The following is a 15,958-nucleotide window of genomic DNA, read 5'->3' as shown; positions in this document are numbered from 1 at the left end:
CCGTTATTCTAATTCCTGCACGCGGGCGTGGCGGAATTGGCAGACGCGTACGGTTCAGGTCCGTATGGGGGCAACCCCATGAAGGTTCAAGTCCTTTCGCCCGCACCATTGAATGAAAGAGCTCCCAGCAATGGGAGCTTTTTTGTTACGGGCCGTTTTTGGCAGATTTGACCTATCGATTTCGCGCGGTAGATGCCCCTGCGGTCAAAAAGTGGCAAATATGAGTACTGGCACGAAAATAGAGACATTTCACGAAGCCATTTTTGCTCATTTTACGCAACAGATGTACGCTAATTTGACTCAATCATGAGACGAAATGAAGTAATTTCGATAGACTTCGGGTTCAAAGAGGCGATTTTGACCCAAATACGCTGTTACTAAACTGGTAACAGTACTCATATTTGGTCTTTTTTGACCACGGGTCCTCTTGTTGGTGTCACACAGCTGCTTCGTGCGGGTATCCTAGTCCCAACGTGTGCCTATCAGAGGAGAGACCATGCTGTTTTCCGGTATCATCGCCGCCCTTACCAGCCTTTTGATTCCCATCATCATCCTGTTGCTGCTGCTGCCCAGCGCCTGCTATGTCGTTGAACAGCAGCATGCTGTGATCATCGAACGCTTAGGCAAGTTCAACCGCATCGTCAACGCGGGCTTCCACATGAAGGTGCCCGTAGTCGACCGTAAAGCTGCCACGGTGAGCCTGCGCACGATGAAAAACGGTTTTGGTATCGACGTTAAGACTCAGGACAATGTGACTATCGGCCTCGAGGTCTCGGCTCAATATCACGTGAGCTATGACATGGGTGCTGGCCCGGCGGATTCGGGCATCTACAAGAGCTACTATATGCTGCAGGAGCCCGTCGACCAGATGCGTGACTTCATCACCGACGCCCTGCGCTCTTCGATTCCCGTCTACACACTCGATGAGGTCTTTGCCAAGAAGGATGACATCGCCAAGGATGTTAACGCTACCGTTTCCGAGCAGATGGCTGCCTACGGCTTCACCCTCGTGTCGACGCTCATTACCAAGATCGCACTGCCGACTGAGGTCGAGAACTCTATGAACGACATCAACGCCGCCCAGCGCAAGCGCGCTGCGGCACAGGAGCTCGCCGAGGCCGACCGCATCAAGCGCGTCACCGAGGCGACCGCCGAAGCCGAGGCCATGGAAAAGGCGGGCGAGGGCATCGCCAACCAGCGCAAGGCGATCGCTCTGGGCATTAAGGACTCGCTCGAGATTATCCAGGAGACAGGTGTTGGCAACGATGAGGCCAACCAACTGTTCATGTTTACGCAGTGGTCCGAGATGATGACGGAGTTTGCTCGCATGGGTAAAACCTCGACGGTCGTGCTGCCGAGCGACTTCTCGCAGTCGGCCTCTATGTTCGAGCAGATGCTGACCGCCGGCAAAGTTCAAAACGGTTCGAAGGAGTAGGCACGCGTGAAATACACCGTCGTTTGTGTTGGCAAGCTCAAAGAGCGCTTTTGGAAGGACGCGTGTGCCGAGTACACCAAGCGCCTGGGCGCCTATGTCAAGGTGGATATCCGCGAGGTGGCCGATATCGACCCGGCCAAGGCGGGCGGCGTGGATGCCGCGCGTGACAAGGAGGGGGCGGCGATTCTTGCTGCCTTGCCGTCTCGAGCGCATGTGATCCTGCTGGCTATTGAGGGCAAGGAGCGTTCGAGTGAGGAGCTCTCGGCGAGGCTCGACGATCTTATGCTGCGAGGCAGCAGCGACATTGCCTTTGTAATCGGCGGTTCGGACGGCGTGAGCGATGACGTGCGCGCACGAGCCGACGAGATGTTCAGCTTTGGACGCATTACCTTGCCGCATAACCTGGCGCGTGTAGTGCTGCTAGAGCAGATTTACCGTGCCTGCAAGATCAGCCGTGGCGAGCCGTATCACAAATAGGTCGGCAATACGAAACAATGACGTGGGACAATACCTTTCGTCTTGAGGAATGCGTCTGAGAGGACTATGTGATATGAAAATCGGATTTGTCGGTTTTGGCAATATGGCGAGCGCCATGGCCGATGGCTGGATTGCCGCCGGTGTGACTGCGAGCGACATATGCGCCTGCGCGGGCCGCTACGACGCCTTGGTTGAGCGCTGCGAGGCGCGTGGGATGGTCGCCTGCCATGATGCGGCGGAGGTTGTCGCCGCATCTGATATCGTGGTTGCTGCGGTCAAGCCGTACATGATCGAGAAGGTCTTCGCTCCGCTCAAGGACATTCTTGCCGACAAGGTTGTCCTTTCGGTCGCCTGGACTTGGGACAGCGCCAAGTGGGAACAGGTCCTGCCGGGTGTCGCGCACATCTCGACGGTGCCCAACACGCCGGTTTCAGTGGGCGAGGGCGTTATCGCCTGCGAGAAGTCCTCTACGCTCAACGACGAGCAACGTGCTGTTGTGCTCGACCTGCTCGGTAAGCTTGGCGCCGTCGTCGAGCTCGACACGAGCCTGCTGTTTGTGGGCGGTACCGTGGGCGGTTGCGCACCGGCATTTGTCGCCATGGCGATTGAGGCCTTGGGCGATGCGGCCGTCAAGCACGGTATCCCGCGCGCCGATGCCTACCGCATCGTGAGCCAGATGGTGCTGGGTACGGCAAAACTGCAGCTTGTAGGCGGCCAGCATCCTGCGGCGATGAAGGATGCCGTATGCTCGCCCGGCGGCGCCACCATCAAGGGCGTCGTCGCGCTCGAGGACGCCGGCATGCGCAGCGCCCTGGTCAAGGCCATCGACGCCACCCTCCAGTAAACCTGCCATTTAGGGACAGGTTTATTTTGGCAGGTTTTTCCTGCGGTTTTGTCTTGTGTGGAAAAAGCGCCCCACAACTGGCTCAATTCCAGTTGCGGGGCGCTTGCGTTTGCCCAGATAAAACCGACCATAATAAACCTGTCCCTTTTTGGTCGGTTAGTCCCAGAAGCCGTCTTCTTCGTCCTCGGATTTGGGGCCGCGGTCGACATACATCTTATGGGTGCGCTTCTCCATTACAAAGGCAAGAATCGCAAACAGCAGGATGCCGCCGGCGAAAAGGATGGCAAAACCGGTGCGGGTGCCAAACAAAAAGGAAAAAACTGCGTCCATTGGGTGCCTTCTTGCGTAGTTGAGTTGGGTCGTAAACGCTCATAAGTATATACTTGCCCATACATGTACAAGGTTGCAACCTAAATGGAATGTATATCGCCGGAGGATCTAATGCTTGATATCAAGTTTGTTCGCGAGAACCCCGATGCCATCGATGTCGCCATGGCTAACCGCCAGACATCTTGGGATCGCGAGAAGTTCTTTGAGCTCGACGACGAGCGCCGTGCCGTCATCACCGAGGTCGAGGAGCTCCAGGCTACGCGTAATGCCGAGTCCAAGAAGATCGGCGCCCTGATGAAGGAGGGCAAGAAGGACGAGGCAGAGGCCGCCAAGGAGGCCGTGCGCGCCGTCAACGAGAAGATTGACGGTCTGGCCGAGCGCCGAGGCGCTCTCGAGCAGGAGCAGTATGACTTCATGGCTCACCTGCCCAACATCCCTTGCGAGGCCACGCCGTACGGCAAGGACGAGGACGAGAACATTGAGCGCCGTCGTTGGGGCACCCCGCGCGAGTTCGACTTCGACTTTAAGCCGCACTGGGATCTGGGCACCGATCTGGACATCCTCGACTTCGAGCGCGGCAACAAGCTCTCCGGCAGCCGTTTTACCGTTCTCGGTGGCGCCGGCGCCCGTCTTGAGCGCGCCCTCATCAACTTCTTCTTGGACACGCACACGAGTCGTGGCTTCAAGGAGTGGTGGCCGCCCATCGTCGTCAAGCGTCAGACCATGTTCGGTACGGGGCAGCTGCCCAAGTTCGAGGACGACGCTTATCACGTCTCGGGCGACAACTTCCTGATCCCTACCGCCGAGGTTGTGCTCACCAACCTGCACGCCGGCGAGGTTCTCGACGCCGACACCCTGCCGCGCCGTTACACCGCCTTCACCCCCTGCTTCCGCGAGGAGGCCGGTTCCGCCGGTCGCGACACCCGCGGCATCATCCGTCAGCACGAGTTCGACAAGGTCGAGATGGTCAAGTTCGCTAAGCCGGAGGAGTCCGACGAGGAGCTCGAGAGCATGACCGCCGAGGCCGAGTACCTGCTGCAGCAGCTGGGCCTTCCGTATCGCGTGATTAGCCTGTGCACCGGCGACTTGGGCTTCTCTGCCCGTCAGACCTACGACGTCGAGGTCTGGCTGCCGAGCTACAACGCCTACAAGGAGATCAGCTCCTGCTCCAACTGCGGTGACTTCCAGGCTCGCCGCGCCAACATCAAGTATCGTGACCCCGAGAACTTCAAGGGTTCGCGCTACCTGCACACTCTCAACGGTTCCGGCCTGCCGGCCGGCCGCACCATGGCCGCCATTCTGGAGAACTACCAGAACGCCGACGGCACCATTACGATCCCCGAGGTTCTGCGTCCTTACATGGGCGGTCTCGAGAAGATCGAGCCGGTCGCGTAACTTGGCTGCATAGGGGATATGCAAGGGCGCTCCTTCGGGGGCGCCCTATTTCGTGCGCAGGTCCATACCATGCCGTGCGGACAGTTCAATAGAAAACACACGAACAACTGTTCTGTATACAGCCATCTACCTGCTATGCTTTTGCTAAATAAGAGCGAGAGAAAGGGGACGCGATGGAGCTGTTTGATGATCGGGTGGTTTTGTTTGAGAGCGACGAGGGCGGGGAGTATCTGCTTGTAACGTGTGAGCCGTCTGGCATGGGTGGCCTGGTGGTTCGACAGACGAGCGAGGGTCCGTTGACCCAATGGTGCTTTGAGGAGTCGCCGCATGTGGTCGAGACCTTTGTGACGCATGAGGGACTTGTGGCCCTGGAGCATTTCTATGGGGTCCGGACATCTAACCAGGCTGCGCGCATGCTGAGCATCTCGTTTGCCGATTATGATTGTGCCCAGCGGGTGAGATCGCTCCTGAGGGAACTTGATGCTAAGTTTGACGTGATCGAAAAGCCAATCGATCGTACGGGGAACGGTGGTATATGCGGAGCAGCGTGACAAAACTGCGTTCCACAAAAAAGTTTGAGATTGTGCTTGACTCCAATAAGCTAAAGTGGTTTTATATGTCTTGCGCTGCGGCGTTACCTCAGCTGGATAGAGGGTCTGACTACGAATCAGAACGTCATAGGTTCGAATCCTATACGCCGCACCAATTGAAATTGAAAGCCTCCGGTGACGGGGGCTTTTCTTTTAGGCGGACGCCGCATGGATTCGAACCTCGGTCGAGGCGCGAGCGTCTTAATCATCACTTCGTAAAATTTTTCCAAATTGTCGCTTGACCCATCGAGGGGTCACGTGCATAATAATCCTTGCGCTGCGGCGTTACCTCAGCTGGATAGAGGGTCTGACTACGAATCAGAACGTCATAGGTTCGAATCCTATACGCCGCACCAATTGAAATTGAAAGCCTCCGGTGACGGGGGCTTTTCTTTTAGGCGGACGCCGCATGGATTCGAACCTCGGTCGAGGCGCGAGCGTCTTAATCATCACTTCGTAAAATTTTTCCAAATTGTCGCTTGACCCATCGAGGGGTCACGTGCATAATAATCCGTGCGTTGCGGCGTTACCTCAGCTGGATAGAGGGTCTGACTACGAATCAGAACGTCATAGGTTCGAATCCTATACGCCGCACCAATTGAAATTGAAAGCCTCCGGTGACGGGGGCTTTTCTTTTAGGCGGACGCCGCATGGATTCGAACCTCGGTCGAGGCGCGAGCGTGAAGCGGACGCGGAGCGTCCGTAGCGAGCGGGCGAGTCCGCCGGCAGGCGGGCGAAGCCGGTGCGGATCCGCGCAGCGGATGCGCGGAATCCTATACGCCGCACCAATTGACTTTAAAGCTCCCGGCAACGGGAGCTTTTCTTATATCGCGATGCGTCGAAGATCGCATCAAGGGGTCAAAATGAGTAAAAATCAAATTCAATAACTTTTTTTGAAAAACGCTTGACGATTATTCAGTCCATGTGCATAATATTCAACAAGCCGCGGCGTTACCTCAGCTGGATAGAGGGTCTGACTACGAATCAGAACGTCATAGGTTCGAATCCTATACGCCGCACCATTTGAGATTAAAGCTCCCGGCAACGGGGGCTTTTCTTTTACGTAAACACCGCATGGATTCGAACCTCGGTCGAGGCGCGGGCGTAAAGAAAACGCGGAGCGTTTTTAGCCCGCGGGCGAGCACGCCGGCGGGCGGGCGAAGCCGGTGCGGATCCGCGCAGCGGATGCGCGGAATCCTATACGCCGCACCATTTGAGATTAAAGCTCCCGGCAACGGGGGCTTTTCTTTTGCGCCAGCTTGAGTGCTTTCGTCCAAAGGGACGATTTCCTGTCGACTCGTGTAAGATTCCGAGTAGATGTCGCGACTTATTCGCGACCACTCCTTCTCAAGCGACCGATCAGGGTGATATTTCGTGGCAGAGCGTCCGACATACAAGCTCAGGTTTCTCGATCCCAAGAAGCGCTTTCCGGCGATGCCCGAGCAGCCTGCGGGACGCTCATATGGCGTGGTCTGGAAACTCTTTGGCGAGGATCAACATGAATCTTGTTATGTCGTCGAATTCGTTGGCAAAAGTCATGTGTCGCTTTTGGGCTACGTAAGCGTTTCGGGTGAGGTGTACAAGGTGGACCGCCCCGTTAGCGAGGCTCCGCTGCCCAACGATCCCGACATGGAACTGGTCCTTGACGAGTCCGATTCCAGTATTGGCGAGATTATGGTGAGGGCGGCCAACGGCGCCATGCGCGCGTGCGCGCGAACTGCCGGATCTCCCGAAGGCCCCATGCGCGAGCAGTCCGACCGCGAGACGTGGAATTCGACCCGCGCTCTTCCTTACGGCGAGTTCATGGCCTCGATGTTCTTGCGCTACGTGATATTTGCCAACTCCGAAAGCGCTATTGCGAACACGGCGGGCGTCGACGGTCTCGATGATGACATGCAAAACGTTGTCGACAAGATCAAGCTCGTAAAGTTACCCGAGCCGGTCGAGGTGTTTTTGGGCTTTAACACGGCACCGCTCCCCGATGCTATCGAGACGCTGCTCTACCGCGTTGACCATACCGAGAATCCGAGTGGTATCGAGCGTTATGCCGCGGCCTTGATGAGCGAGGTCAATCTGCCACGTCTGCGCACCATCGCGGCAAAAACTGAAATGAGCCTAGCGCGCATCGACCGCTCAAAGCTTTTCTATCTCAATTTTGATCGCAGTCTTCTCGATCAGGCCGAGATCGATGCCCTGCTTGCCATCGAGTGCCGTCTCAACCGCCTCTCTGGCATCCTTGAGCGCATCGGGGCCGGATTAGGCCCCGTCGCGTCCTCGCCGAGCTTTGAGGGCTGTGCGCTTTTTGATTCGTGGCATATCGCCAAGACGACCAACGATGTCCCCCGTCTGCTCGATACGGCCTCAAGCGATAACCCGTGGGGCAAACCGGGTACGGTGGCTTGCCAGCCGGGCGGTGAGTGGGACGTTCGCACCCGCTTTGCACGTATCGTAGAAGCGCTCAACGTGGTCACACGGCTCGACTATACCTATCGAGTAAATGTTGCCGAGGGGATTATGCTCGTTCGGTTTGGGCGCTCTGTCGTGGATGCCATGCCGCAACGTGAATACGACGCTCAAGATGACGCCTGGCGCGAGCTGGAAGAGGACACGCGTGCGATCTGGGCTGCGGAGCACGATGCGCGCGTGGCGCTCACGCTTGCGGCGGCGTGTTTTGCCGCGGGCACCTGCATCACGCGCTGCTATGTGCAGATTGCTGCTCCCGACAGTGAGCAGGGCGAGCGCGTTGTCGCAACGTATTTCTTTGGGCGCGCGGCCTATCTGGCCGATTGCGTGCCTGTCGCCAAGGATCTTGAGAGCATGGACATGGACGATATGCCGTGCAAGCGTGTGCTTGAGGCCTATGAGTCAACTGCTCCGGAGACGATTGAACCTGCGGAGGTTCATGCTCGTCCGCGTGATGACCATCGCACGCTGCCGCCGGCGCTGCGCGATCTGCTGCTTGCCGATAAGGCTGACGAGTTGGAGGTCATGGAAGAGGACGATGACCCATACGTGGCCCGTGTTGTTGAATTGCGCGAGCAGGCAAAAGTCGACCGTACAGGTGCTTTTGAAGGTTTTTCCCGTCTTGTCGAGGAGTTGGAGGCTAAGTGCGCCGTCGCCGAGCTTTTGGCGACGGGTCCGGTTCAAACGCAGTTTTGTGATAACCAGCTGGTGCGCATGGTGCTACCGGTGTTGGAAGAAGACCGCTCTGTGCGAATCCTTCGTGCGCCCGATGCGCTGTACTTTGCCCAGCACGAGATCTGCAGCTTTTACGCCGAGCAAGAGGACTTTGAACGAGCACTGCCCGAAGTGCGCCATCTTTACGATCTGGCGCGCTCGTCCATGCAGTCTCACTTCGCGCTCATCAACGTGTTGGCACGTCTGGAGCGCTTTGACGAGATTATCGAGGTAGCGCGCCATGGCCTGCGCATTGCAAGCGACCGTACTTCAATCGGTTACCTGTTTTATCGCCTGGCGTTTGCCTATTGGAACTGCGACCAGCTCGAGCTCGCGTTGGCGTGCTACCGCCTGGTGCCGCGCGGCGAGGAGTCGGGCAGCAGCGCGCTGGAAGAAATGCAGGGCCTTATGAACGAGATGGGCGTCAGCGAGCCTCCGACGTTCGAGGAAGCGGTCGAGACCATCCGCAAGGCTGGACTCGAGCTGCCGCCAGTGTCCGCCGTGACGAATCAGCTTGCAGATGCCGCTGTGCAACTGGTCGACAACGGTTTCTTTTTCCTGGCACGCGGTTGTATCTTCCAAATGTGGCGCACCATGGGCAACGACGAGCTCGGCTCCCTCAACCGCTCGCTGGGGTAGGCGAAGCTTTCAAGGAGGAAAGGCTGCTAGGCAATTAGAAAATTTCCTCTTGCCCAACTTCGGCTGTTTGGTTACTATAGAACGGCTGTTACGGAGAGCTGACCGAGAGGCCGAAGGTGCTCGCCTGCTAAGCGAGTATGCCCCAAAAGGGCATCTGGGGTTCGAATCCCCAGCTCTCCGCCAGTATGAATTGAAAGAAGGGTCCCATTTGGGGCCCTTTTTTATTATCAAGAATGGCGGCTGGGGATTCGAACCCTCAAAAAAGGAGGCATCCTTTCGGATGCCTCCTTTTAATGAGCTTATTATTATTGCGTCCTACACCTCGGGCGCCTTGGCGACGGTCTCGCTTTCTGCCGTGAGTGGGCGGTTGTCGATGCGACGGCCCAGGCGGTCGAGCTTCACGAGTAGCCACTCAATGGGATTCGGCCCCGAGCCTTCCTCGTCGGCAACCAAATCCATGACGGCGATCTTGGTACCGTCCTGCTTGAGCGTAATGCTGCCCACCTTGTCGCCCACATGCACCGTGCCCGAAAGATCGTCGTAGCTAACCTTTTCGGTCACCTCGCCGGCAAGGGAAAACACGGTCGCTTGCGCCGTAGGATCGGCGAGTGTGGCGTCGATCGTCTTATCAGTCCAGTCGGTTTGACCAATGCGCGCCATAAGCGGGTTGCCGTTGGCGGTCTTTTCCTGCGTGTTGGCGATCGCGACCGTCACCTTGTGACCGTAGTACCAATTGGCAAGGGTTGCGGTATCGGTAAAGCGCTGGTCGGTGGTGGTGGAGTTCAAAACGACGGTGTAGATCTCGTCGCCATCGCGGTTGTAGGCACCCGTAAAGCAATAGCCTGCATCGTCGGTAGTGCCGGTCTTGCCACCGATGTTGCCATCTTGGCCCAGCAAATAGTTATGCGTGTCCATGGAATGCGAATGGTCGGTGCCGTCGGCGCCCGTGACCTCGATCCAGGAATCCTCGCTCGCTACGACCTCGCGGATCGTGTCGTTTTTCATGGCCTCCTGCATCATCAGCGCTACGTCGTGTGCGGTTGAGTGCATATCGCCAGCCCACTCATCAAAGTCCAGACCATGCGGGTTTTCAAAAAGCGTACCGGTGCAGCCGAGCTTCTTAGCGCGCTCGTTCATGGCCTTCACAAATGTGGCCTCGGCGTCTTTGGTCTTAGGGTCGATCTTCTTGCCCACATATTCGGCGAGCACGATGGCGGCGTCGTTGCCCGAGGGAATCATCAGGCCGCGCAGCGCCTGCTCCACGGTAAGCTCGTCGCCTTCGAGCAGGCCGGCAGTCGAGTTGCCTACGGTGGCGGCAGCGTTGCTCACCGTGACCTTCTCGTCCATCTTGCAGTTTTCGACGGTCAGGATTGCGGTCATGACCTTGGTGATCGAGGCAATCTTGACCTGCTCATCGGCGCCGCGTCCATAGTAGACGGTGCCGTCCTTGCCCATAACAAGGGCATTAGTTGCCTCGATATCGGGCAGGTTTTCTGTCGTGATGCCGCGGACGTCGGCGGTCTTGCCGCAGACGTCGTCGGTCGTGAGCACTTGGGCGCCGGCGACGGTGGGCACGCCAGCGGTAAGGGCGATGGCGCAGGCAAAGCCGGCGGCAAGCTGGGCGGAGCGTTTTGCAAAAGAGGTGAGGGACTTCACAGATTTCGCTTTCGACGGGATGGTCTCTTCTGGCACTAGAGTATATCGTTTGCCGGCGACGACGATCGTTGCGTGCGTGCGTGGCCCACATCCGCGCCCGAACGGGCACAAGGGTGCTTAAGGCCGACTTAATCACCCACGCTTGTTGTGTGTGACGGGCGCCCCCTCGGGCATAATGGAGCGCGAGAGGAGCACGCATGAACGAGCGCATTTTGGTAGTTGATGACGAGAAGGCCATCGCCGACCTAGTTGGCATCTACCTTACAAAAGAAGGCTTTGATGTCCAGATTGCCTACAGCGGGGCCGGTGCGGCCAAGGCGATTCTGGAGCAGGAGTTTGATTTGGCGCTGCTGGATGTCATGCTGCCCGATATCGATGGCTTTGAGCTGTTGCGTACGATTCGTTCCAGCCATACCTATCCCGTGATTATGCTGACGGCGCGCGATGCCCAGCAAGACAAGATCGAGGGGCTCTCGCTTGGCGCAGACGATTATGTGGTCAAGCCGTTCCGTCCGCTGGAGCTCATTGCACGCGTTCATGCTCAGCTTCGTCGTTATACCAGCTACGGCAGCCGCGCACAGGTGGCCGAGTCGCCGATCATCCAGCTCGACGGCCTCGAGATCAACCGCGACGCCCGCTCTGTGACGGTGGACGGTGCGTCGGTGCGCCTTACGCCCATCGAGTATTCCATCTTGCTGTATCTGGTCGAGCATCGTGGTAGCGTGGTGCCCGTTGAGGACCTGTTCCGCGCGGTGTGGAACGAGGACTTTATGCCCGGCTCCAACAATACGGTTATGGTGCACATTCGCCATCTGCGCGAAAAGATTGGCGACGATGCCCAGAAGCCGCGCTTTATAAAAAACGTCTGGGGCGTCGGCTACATAATCGAATAACGCCTTTGATGGTGGGGGAGTAGATATGACAAAAGACGATAGGCGGGCATTCGAGGTGCCCGATCGACTCTTTGAATACGTAAGGGCGGTCGTTGACAACCGTGCGTTAGCGACGGTGCTGCTCTTTTTGCTGAGTCTGCTGCTCATCGGCATTGACAATATCGTTGGCATCCTGGCAGTTCTACTCATTGGCATTTTGCTGATTGATCGATTCGAAATCGTTCGTCGCTGTGTGGTGATCGGCGGCGCCGCGTGGACAATTACGTTGGCGATCGGGTCCATGGCGCTTGGCGGTATTGGCGACCCCGTATTCTTTGACGCCGGCTTTGTGTTCAACATGCTTGGATTTGTGCTGGCGCTTGCCGTGTGCGTCCTGTTCTTCTGCGGACGCGCCCTGTACTACCAGGGTTACGAGCAGGGCGAGCTGCACGCAGACCGCGTGATTGCCGCCCGCATTCAGGACCGTCTGATCGATAACCCCGACACATGGGACAACATTGACGGCGACTTCCTCGAGGCCGAGGGTGCGCTCAACCGGGCGCGCGATTGCGAGCGCAGGGTTCAACAAGCCCTGCGTGACGAATCCCACCGCAAAGATGACCTGGTGACGTACCTGGCGCACGACCTGCGCACGCCGCTCGCCAGCGTGGTGGGCTACCTTTCGCTCTTGCAGGAGGCCCCCGATTTGCCGCTTGAGCAGCGCGCGCGTTTTACGGGCGTGGCAATCGACAAGGCCCACCGGCTCGATGCGCTCATCGAGGAGTTCTTCGACATCACGCGCTTTGATTTCCACGATATCGTGCTCACCCGCAGCTACGTCGATTTGGGGCTCTTACTGGCGCAGGTGGCCGACGAGTTCTATCCCATTCTCAGCGAACAGCATAAAGAAGCCCAGGTTGATATCTGCGAGGATCTGACGGTGCTCGTGGACGGCGACAAGATGGCTCGCGTATTCAACAACATCATGAAAAACGCTGTTGCCTATAGCTATGAAGGCTCGATGATCACGATTGAGGCCAGACGTTTGGGTAACGGCGGCGTGCGCGTACGATTTATAAACCAGGGCGATCCGATCCCTGAGCCAAAGCTCAAGGTGATCTTTGAGAAGTTCTATCGCCTGGATGCGGCGCGTGCGACCAATCGCGGCGGCGCTGGGCTGGGTCTCGCCATCGCCAAGGAGATTGTATGCGCGCATGGCGGTACCATCGCGTGCGAATCGACGCCCGAGCATACCGTTTTTACCATCGAGCTGCCCGCCGCGTAGCGTAGGCGCCCTTACAAACACTTGACAATGCGCTCACGTGCGTATGAGCCGCGATTCCTACTATCGATACTGCTGGATTGATATCGATATGGAGGTATGCGGTATGACGGCTGCTGCGGCTGTGGAGCCCACGGAGCTTGAAGAACTCATGGAAGCGCGAGCCGAGGCTGCGCACGAGCGCGAAGTCGGAGACGCGACGCGCCCCACGGCGCAGGACCTTGCCGCCTCGCCGACGCGCATCGACGTCGAGGGCCTCGATTTGTTCTATGGCGACCACCGCGCACTCAAGGACGTGTCCATCAAGATCCGCGACAAGCAGATCACCTCGTTTATCGGTCCTTCGGGCTGCGGCAAGTCGACGCTGCTACGTTGCTTTAACCGCATGAACGACGGCATCAAGGACTGTCGCATCGAGGGCAAGATCGCGCTCGATGGCCAGGATATCCTGGGCGACTACGACATCTGCCGCCTGCGCCAGCGCGTGGGCATGGTGTTCCAGCGCCCTAACCCGTTTCCCATGAGTATTTACGACAACGTCGCGTACGGCCCCCGTGGCATGGGCGTGCGCGATCGCGCCGTGCTGGATGAGCTGGTCGAGGATTCTCTTCGTCGAGCCGCTCTGTGGGATGAGGTCAAGGACAAACTGAAGGAGTCGGGCCTGGGTCTTTCGGGCGGCCAGCAGCAGCGTTTGTGCATCGCCCGTGCACTGGCCGTGCAGCCCGACATTCTGCTGATGGACGAGCCGACCTCGGCGCTCGACCCCGTATCGACGCTGGTGGTGGAGCAGCTTGCCTGCGAGCTCAAGGAGACCTGCACGTTGGTGGTCGTTACGCACAATATGCAGCAGGCGGCGCGCATCTCCGACTCGGTCGCGTTTTTCTTGCTGGGCGAGCTGGTGGAGCACGCGCCCACCGCTCAGCTCTTCAAAAATCCGACCGACCCGCGCACAGCGGATTATTTGACGGGACGTTTTGGCTGATACCATCTCGTAAAGGTACCTTTAGGGTTAAGATGCGGTCATGTCGGCCGCAAAGGGGTTCAACATGATCTATTACGTCGAGGACGATGACAACATCAGGGATTTGACGGTCTATGCGCTGCGCAAGCAGGGGATCGAGGCCGAGGGCTTTTCGTGCGATGGCGAGTTTAAGGCTGCTGTGGCGCGACGGGTGCCCGATGCTGTCCTGCTCGACATCATGCTGCCCGATACCGATGGCCTGGCAATTATGCGTCGCCTGCGTGCCGACCGCCTGACGGCGACGGTGCCCATCATGATGCTTACCGCCAAGGACACCGAGCTCGACAAGGTGATGGCGCTCGATGGCGGTGCCGACGATTACCTGACTAAGCCGTTTTCGCTCATGGAGCTTGCGAGCCGTTGCCGCGCACTGCTGCGTCGCGGCGGCATGGTCAAGCAGGCGAGCGATGTGCTCAGTGTGGGCGACATCGTGCTCTCGCCCAGCCATCGCGAGGTGACCGTTGCCGGCGAGCCGCTTAAGCTTACCCTGCGCGAGTTCGACCTGCTTGAGTATCTCATGCGCAAGCCTGGCGTGGTCTTTACCCGCGAGTCGTTGCTGCAGAGCGTGTGGGGCTGGGACTTCGACGGCGGTTCGCGCACCGTTGACGTGCACGTGCAGACGCTTCGCCAAAAACTGGGCGAGCATGCCAGCGCCATCGAGACCGTGCGCGGCGTGGGCTACCGCTTGGCCGAGCCTTCTGCCGGTGATGGTGCCGAAGGTGACGACACCGCGGCCACCGCATCGGAGGAGTAACCCGTGGTCTTCGCCCCCCAGGGAAAACAAACGCTGTCGCACCGCGTTTTTGTGACGATCTTTGTCTGCGCCATGGCGGTTATCGTGGCGTTTACGGTGCTGGGTGCGTTTTTTTTGCAAAACACCTTGGCGGATGCCACGAGTGCCAATCTAGCGCAGGAAACCGAGCTCATTGCTGCCGCCCTCGACGAGCAGCAGGAGCCCATCCCGTTCTTGCGTAGCCTCGATCGCGAGGACTTGCGCATCACGCTGATTAACAAGGATGGATCGGTTGCCTACGACAACGAGGCATCGCCTTCCACACTGCCCAACCATGGCGATCGCCCCGAGGTCATCGAGGCCTTTGAGAGTGGTTTGGGTTCCGCGGAGCGCGCAAGCTCTACGCTCGACGAGATTATGCTGTATCGCGCCGTCGCCCTTGATAACGGCCAGGTTGTCCGCTTGGCGCAGGCCCAGCCTGGCGTTGCGGCGATTTTGCTGTCGATGGTGGCGCCGATGCTGCTTATCGCAGCAGCGGGTGCGGTACTCTCATTTTTCATGGCGCGCCGCGAGTCCCGTGCCATCATCGCGCCGTTGCAAGAGGTGGATTTGGACCACCCGCGCCGTAGCTATGAGCACGCCTATGCCGAGATGGTCCCCATGCTTGAGCGTATCGAGTCGCAGCGCCAGGAACTCAAGCGCCAAATGGCGGTGCTAGCGGACAACGACCGTATGCGCCGCGAATTCACGGCGAATATCACCCATGAGCTCAAGACGCCGCTTACGGCGATTTCGGGCTATGCCGAGCTCATCGCAAACGGCATGGTTGAGGGCGAGGATGACCTGCGCAACTTTGGCGGTCGCATCTATCGTGAGGCGGGCCGCTTGGCAGCGCTTGTCAACGATATCCTTACGCTGTCTAACTTGGACGAGGCCGAGCGTGCAACTGAGGGCGAGGCGGTGCCCATTGGGTCCACGGAGCCTATTGAGCTCTCGCGTGCCATCTACACGGTTGAGCAGCGTCTTGAACAGGTCGCCCGTCAGGCGAATGTGACGATAAGTCATGAGACCAAGCCTGTGGTCATCGAAGGCGTGTCGCGCTTGATTGACGAGCTCATCTACAATCTGGCAAGCAACGCCATCCGCTACAATCGACCCGGCGGTACGGTTACGCTGCAGTGCGGCACCAACGACGAAGGCCATCCGTTCCTCGCGGTCGCCGACACGGGAATCGGTATCGCGCCTGAAGAACAGGGCAAGGTATTTGAGCGGTTCTATCGCGTGGACAAGAGTAGGTCCAAGGCACGCGGCGGAACCGGTCTGGGGCTTGCCATTGTCAAGCATGCGGCCCTGTATCATCACGCCACGATCGATCTATCGAGCGAGTTGGGCGTGGGAACCACCATTACGGTGATGTTTCCCATACAGCAGGACGAGCCATTCGCATAGCGATACAACATAGATAATGATGTAGACGCCGCATCGGACTTTCTGGTGCGGCGTTGTT

The 15,958-nt window shown here is 58.3% G+C and carries 13 protein-coding genes and 6 tRNA genes; 17 read left to right on the top strand and 2 right to left on the bottom strand.

The annotated features are described in order from the left end of the window. The first annotated feature begins 21 nt into the window (after window positions 1-21). The 4 genes from DWZ22_RS07010 (at window position 22) to proC (ending at window position 2,756) form a co-directional block, all read left to right on the top strand. Window positions 22-108: transfer RNA gene (locus DWZ22_RS07010), tRNA-Leu, on the top strand. Between the two features lie 388 nt (window positions 109-496). Next, window positions 497-1,435: an SPFH domain-containing protein gene (locus DWZ22_RS07005; RefSeq protein WP_117794003.1), complete on the top strand. Its 939-nt coding sequence runs from the start codon at window positions 497-499 to the stop codon at window positions 1,433-1,435. Window positions 1,436-1,441: 6 nt separating this feature from the next. Beyond that, window positions 1,442-1,912: a 23S rRNA (pseudouridine(1915)-N(3))-methyltransferase RlmH gene (rlmH, locus tag DWZ22_RS07000; RefSeq protein ID WP_118405775.1), complete on the top strand. Its 471-nt coding sequence runs from the start codon at window positions 1,442-1,444 to the stop codon at window positions 1,910-1,912. A gap of 73 nt (window positions 1,913-1,985) precedes the next feature. Further along, on the top strand, window positions 1,986-2,756 hold the full coding sequence (gene proC / locus DWZ22_RS06995; protein WP_117734699.1) for a pyrroline-5-carboxylate reductase: 771 nt from the start codon (window positions 1,986-1,988) through the stop codon (window positions 2,754-2,756). 156 nt (window positions 2,757-2,912) lie between these two features. Here the strand turns inward: proC and DWZ22_RS10310 are convergent, their stop codons facing one another. Beyond that, window positions 2,913-3,086, bottom strand: coding sequence for a DUF6724 family protein (locus DWZ22_RS10310; RefSeq protein ID WP_171025133.1), 174 nt, complete (start codon window positions 3,084-3,086; stop codon window positions 2,913-2,915). A gap of 111 nt (window positions 3,087-3,197) precedes the next feature. On the opposite strand from DWZ22_RS10310, the gene serS reads away from it, so the two are divergent. The 8 genes from serS (at window position 3,198) to DWZ22_RS06955 (ending at window position 9,070) form a co-directional block, all read left to right on the top strand. Beyond that, window positions 3,198-4,481 (top strand): serine--tRNA ligase, encoded by a 1,284-nt coding sequence (gene serS, locus DWZ22_RS06990; protein WP_117734698.1) that lies wholly within the window; start codon window positions 3,198-3,200, stop codon window positions 4,479-4,481. 173 nt (window positions 4,482-4,654) lie between these two features. Next, the gene (locus DWZ22_RS06985) at window positions 4,655-5,032 is read left to right on the top strand and encodes a hypothetical protein (RefSeq protein WP_117734697.1); all 378 of its coding nucleotides are present in this window, start codon (window positions 4,655-4,657) and stop codon (window positions 5,030-5,032) included. 77 nt (window positions 5,033-5,109) lie between these two features. Beyond that, window positions 5,110-5,186: transfer RNA gene (locus DWZ22_RS06980), tRNA-Arg, on the top strand. Window positions 5,187-5,350: 164 nt separating this feature from the next. Beyond that, window positions 5,351-5,427, top strand: a tRNA-Arg gene (locus DWZ22_RS06975). 164 nt (window positions 5,428-5,591) lie between these two features. Next, a tRNA-Arg gene (locus tag DWZ22_RS06970) sits at window positions 5,592-5,668 on the top strand. A gap of 348 nt (window positions 5,669-6,016) precedes the next feature. Then, window positions 6,017-6,093: transfer RNA gene (locus tag DWZ22_RS06965), tRNA-Arg, on the top strand. A 352-nt stretch (window positions 6,094-6,445) separates the two neighbouring features. After that, complete coding sequence (locus DWZ22_RS06960; RefSeq protein ID WP_117799388.1) at window positions 6,446-8,887, top strand: lipopolysaccharide assembly protein LapB; 2,442 nt, start codon at window positions 6,446-6,448, stop codon at window positions 8,885-8,887. A gap of 92 nt (window positions 8,888-8,979) precedes the next feature. Then, window positions 8,980-9,070 (top strand) — tRNA-Ser (locus DWZ22_RS06955). A gap of 132 nt (window positions 9,071-9,202) precedes the next feature. Here DWZ22_RS06955 and DWZ22_RS06950 read toward each other — a convergent pair. Next, window positions 9,203-10,543, bottom strand: coding sequence for a D-alanyl-D-alanine carboxypeptidase family protein (locus tag DWZ22_RS06950; RefSeq protein WP_117763578.1), 1,341 nt, complete (start codon window positions 10,541-10,543; stop codon window positions 9,203-9,205). 197 nt (window positions 10,544-10,740) lie between these two features. On the opposite strand from DWZ22_RS06950, the gene DWZ22_RS06945 reads away from it, so the two are divergent. From DWZ22_RS06945 to DWZ22_RS06925, 5 genes are all read left to right on the top strand, one after another. Beyond that, window positions 10,741-11,436, top strand: coding sequence for a response regulator transcription factor (locus DWZ22_RS06945; RefSeq protein WP_117743173.1), 696 nt, complete (start codon window positions 10,741-10,743; stop codon window positions 11,434-11,436). 25 nt (window positions 11,437-11,461) lie between these two features. Next, a complete protein-coding gene (locus DWZ22_RS06940; protein ID WP_117799386.1) occupies window positions 11,462-12,700 on the top strand; it encodes a sensor histidine kinase KdpD in 1,239 nt (412 codons plus the stop codon). A gap of 103 nt (window positions 12,701-12,803) precedes the next feature. Beyond that, window positions 12,804-13,679: a phosphate ABC transporter ATP-binding protein PstB gene (gene pstB, locus DWZ22_RS06935; RefSeq protein ID WP_117734741.1), complete on the top strand. Its 876-nt coding sequence runs from the start codon at window positions 12,804-12,806 to the stop codon at window positions 13,677-13,679. A gap of 64 nt (window positions 13,680-13,743) precedes the next feature. Then, window positions 13,744-14,472, top strand: coding sequence for a response regulator transcription factor (locus tag DWZ22_RS06930; protein WP_089572665.1), 729 nt, complete (start codon window positions 13,744-13,746; stop codon window positions 14,470-14,472). 3 nt (window positions 14,473-14,475) lie between these two features. Continuing rightward, the gene (locus tag DWZ22_RS06925) at window positions 14,476-15,900 is read left to right on the top strand and encodes a cell wall metabolism sensor histidine kinase WalK (protein WP_117799384.1); all 1,425 of its coding nucleotides are present in this window, start codon (window positions 14,476-14,478) and stop codon (window positions 15,898-15,900) included. Window positions 15,901-15,958: the final 58 nt, after the last annotated feature.

It is taken from the genome of Collinsella sp. AF31-11, from assembly GCF_003475605.1.
Classification (GTDB): domain Bacteria; phylum Actinomycetota; class Coriobacteriia; order Coriobacteriales; family Coriobacteriaceae; genus Collinsella.
Note: the sequence above shows the minus strand (reverse complement) of the source record. Positions and strands in the feature narration are given on the sequence as shown.

Excerpts from the sequence above, each read along its gene's own strand:
- DWZ22_RS06945 (WP_117743173.1), top strand. The coding sequence starts at position 10,741 with ATGAACGAGCGCATTTTGGTAGTTGATGACGAGAAGGCCATCGCCGAC.
- DWZ22_RS07005 (WP_117794003.1), top strand. The coding sequence starts at position 497 with ATGCTGTTTTCCGGTATCATCGCCGCCCTTACCAGCCTTTTGATTCCC.
- serS (WP_117734698.1), top strand. The coding sequence starts at position 3,198 with ATGCTTGATATCAAGTTTGTTCGCGAGAACCCCGATGCCATCGATGTC.
- DWZ22_RS06930 (WP_089572665.1), top strand. The coding sequence starts at position 13,744 with ATGATCTATTACGTCGAGGACGATGACAACATCAGGGATTTGACGGTC.
- proC (WP_117734699.1), top strand. The coding sequence starts at position 1,986 with ATGAAAATCGGATTTGTCGGTTTTGGCAATATGGCGAGCGCCATGGCC.
- DWZ22_RS06985 (WP_117734697.1), top strand. The coding sequence starts at position 4,655 with ATGGAGCTGTTTGATGATCGGGTGGTTTTGTTTGAGAGCGACGAGGGC.
- pstB (WP_117734741.1), top strand. The coding sequence starts at position 12,804 with ATGACGGCTGCTGCGGCTGTGGAGCCCACGGAGCTTGAAGAACTCATG.
- DWZ22_RS06940 (WP_117799386.1), top strand. The coding sequence starts at position 11,462 with ATGACAAAAGACGATAGGCGGGCATTCGAGGTGCCCGATCGACTCTTT.
- DWZ22_RS10310 (WP_171025133.1), bottom strand. The coding sequence starts at position 3,086 with ATGGACGCAGTTTTTTCCTTTTTGTTTGGCACCCGCACCGGTTTTGCC.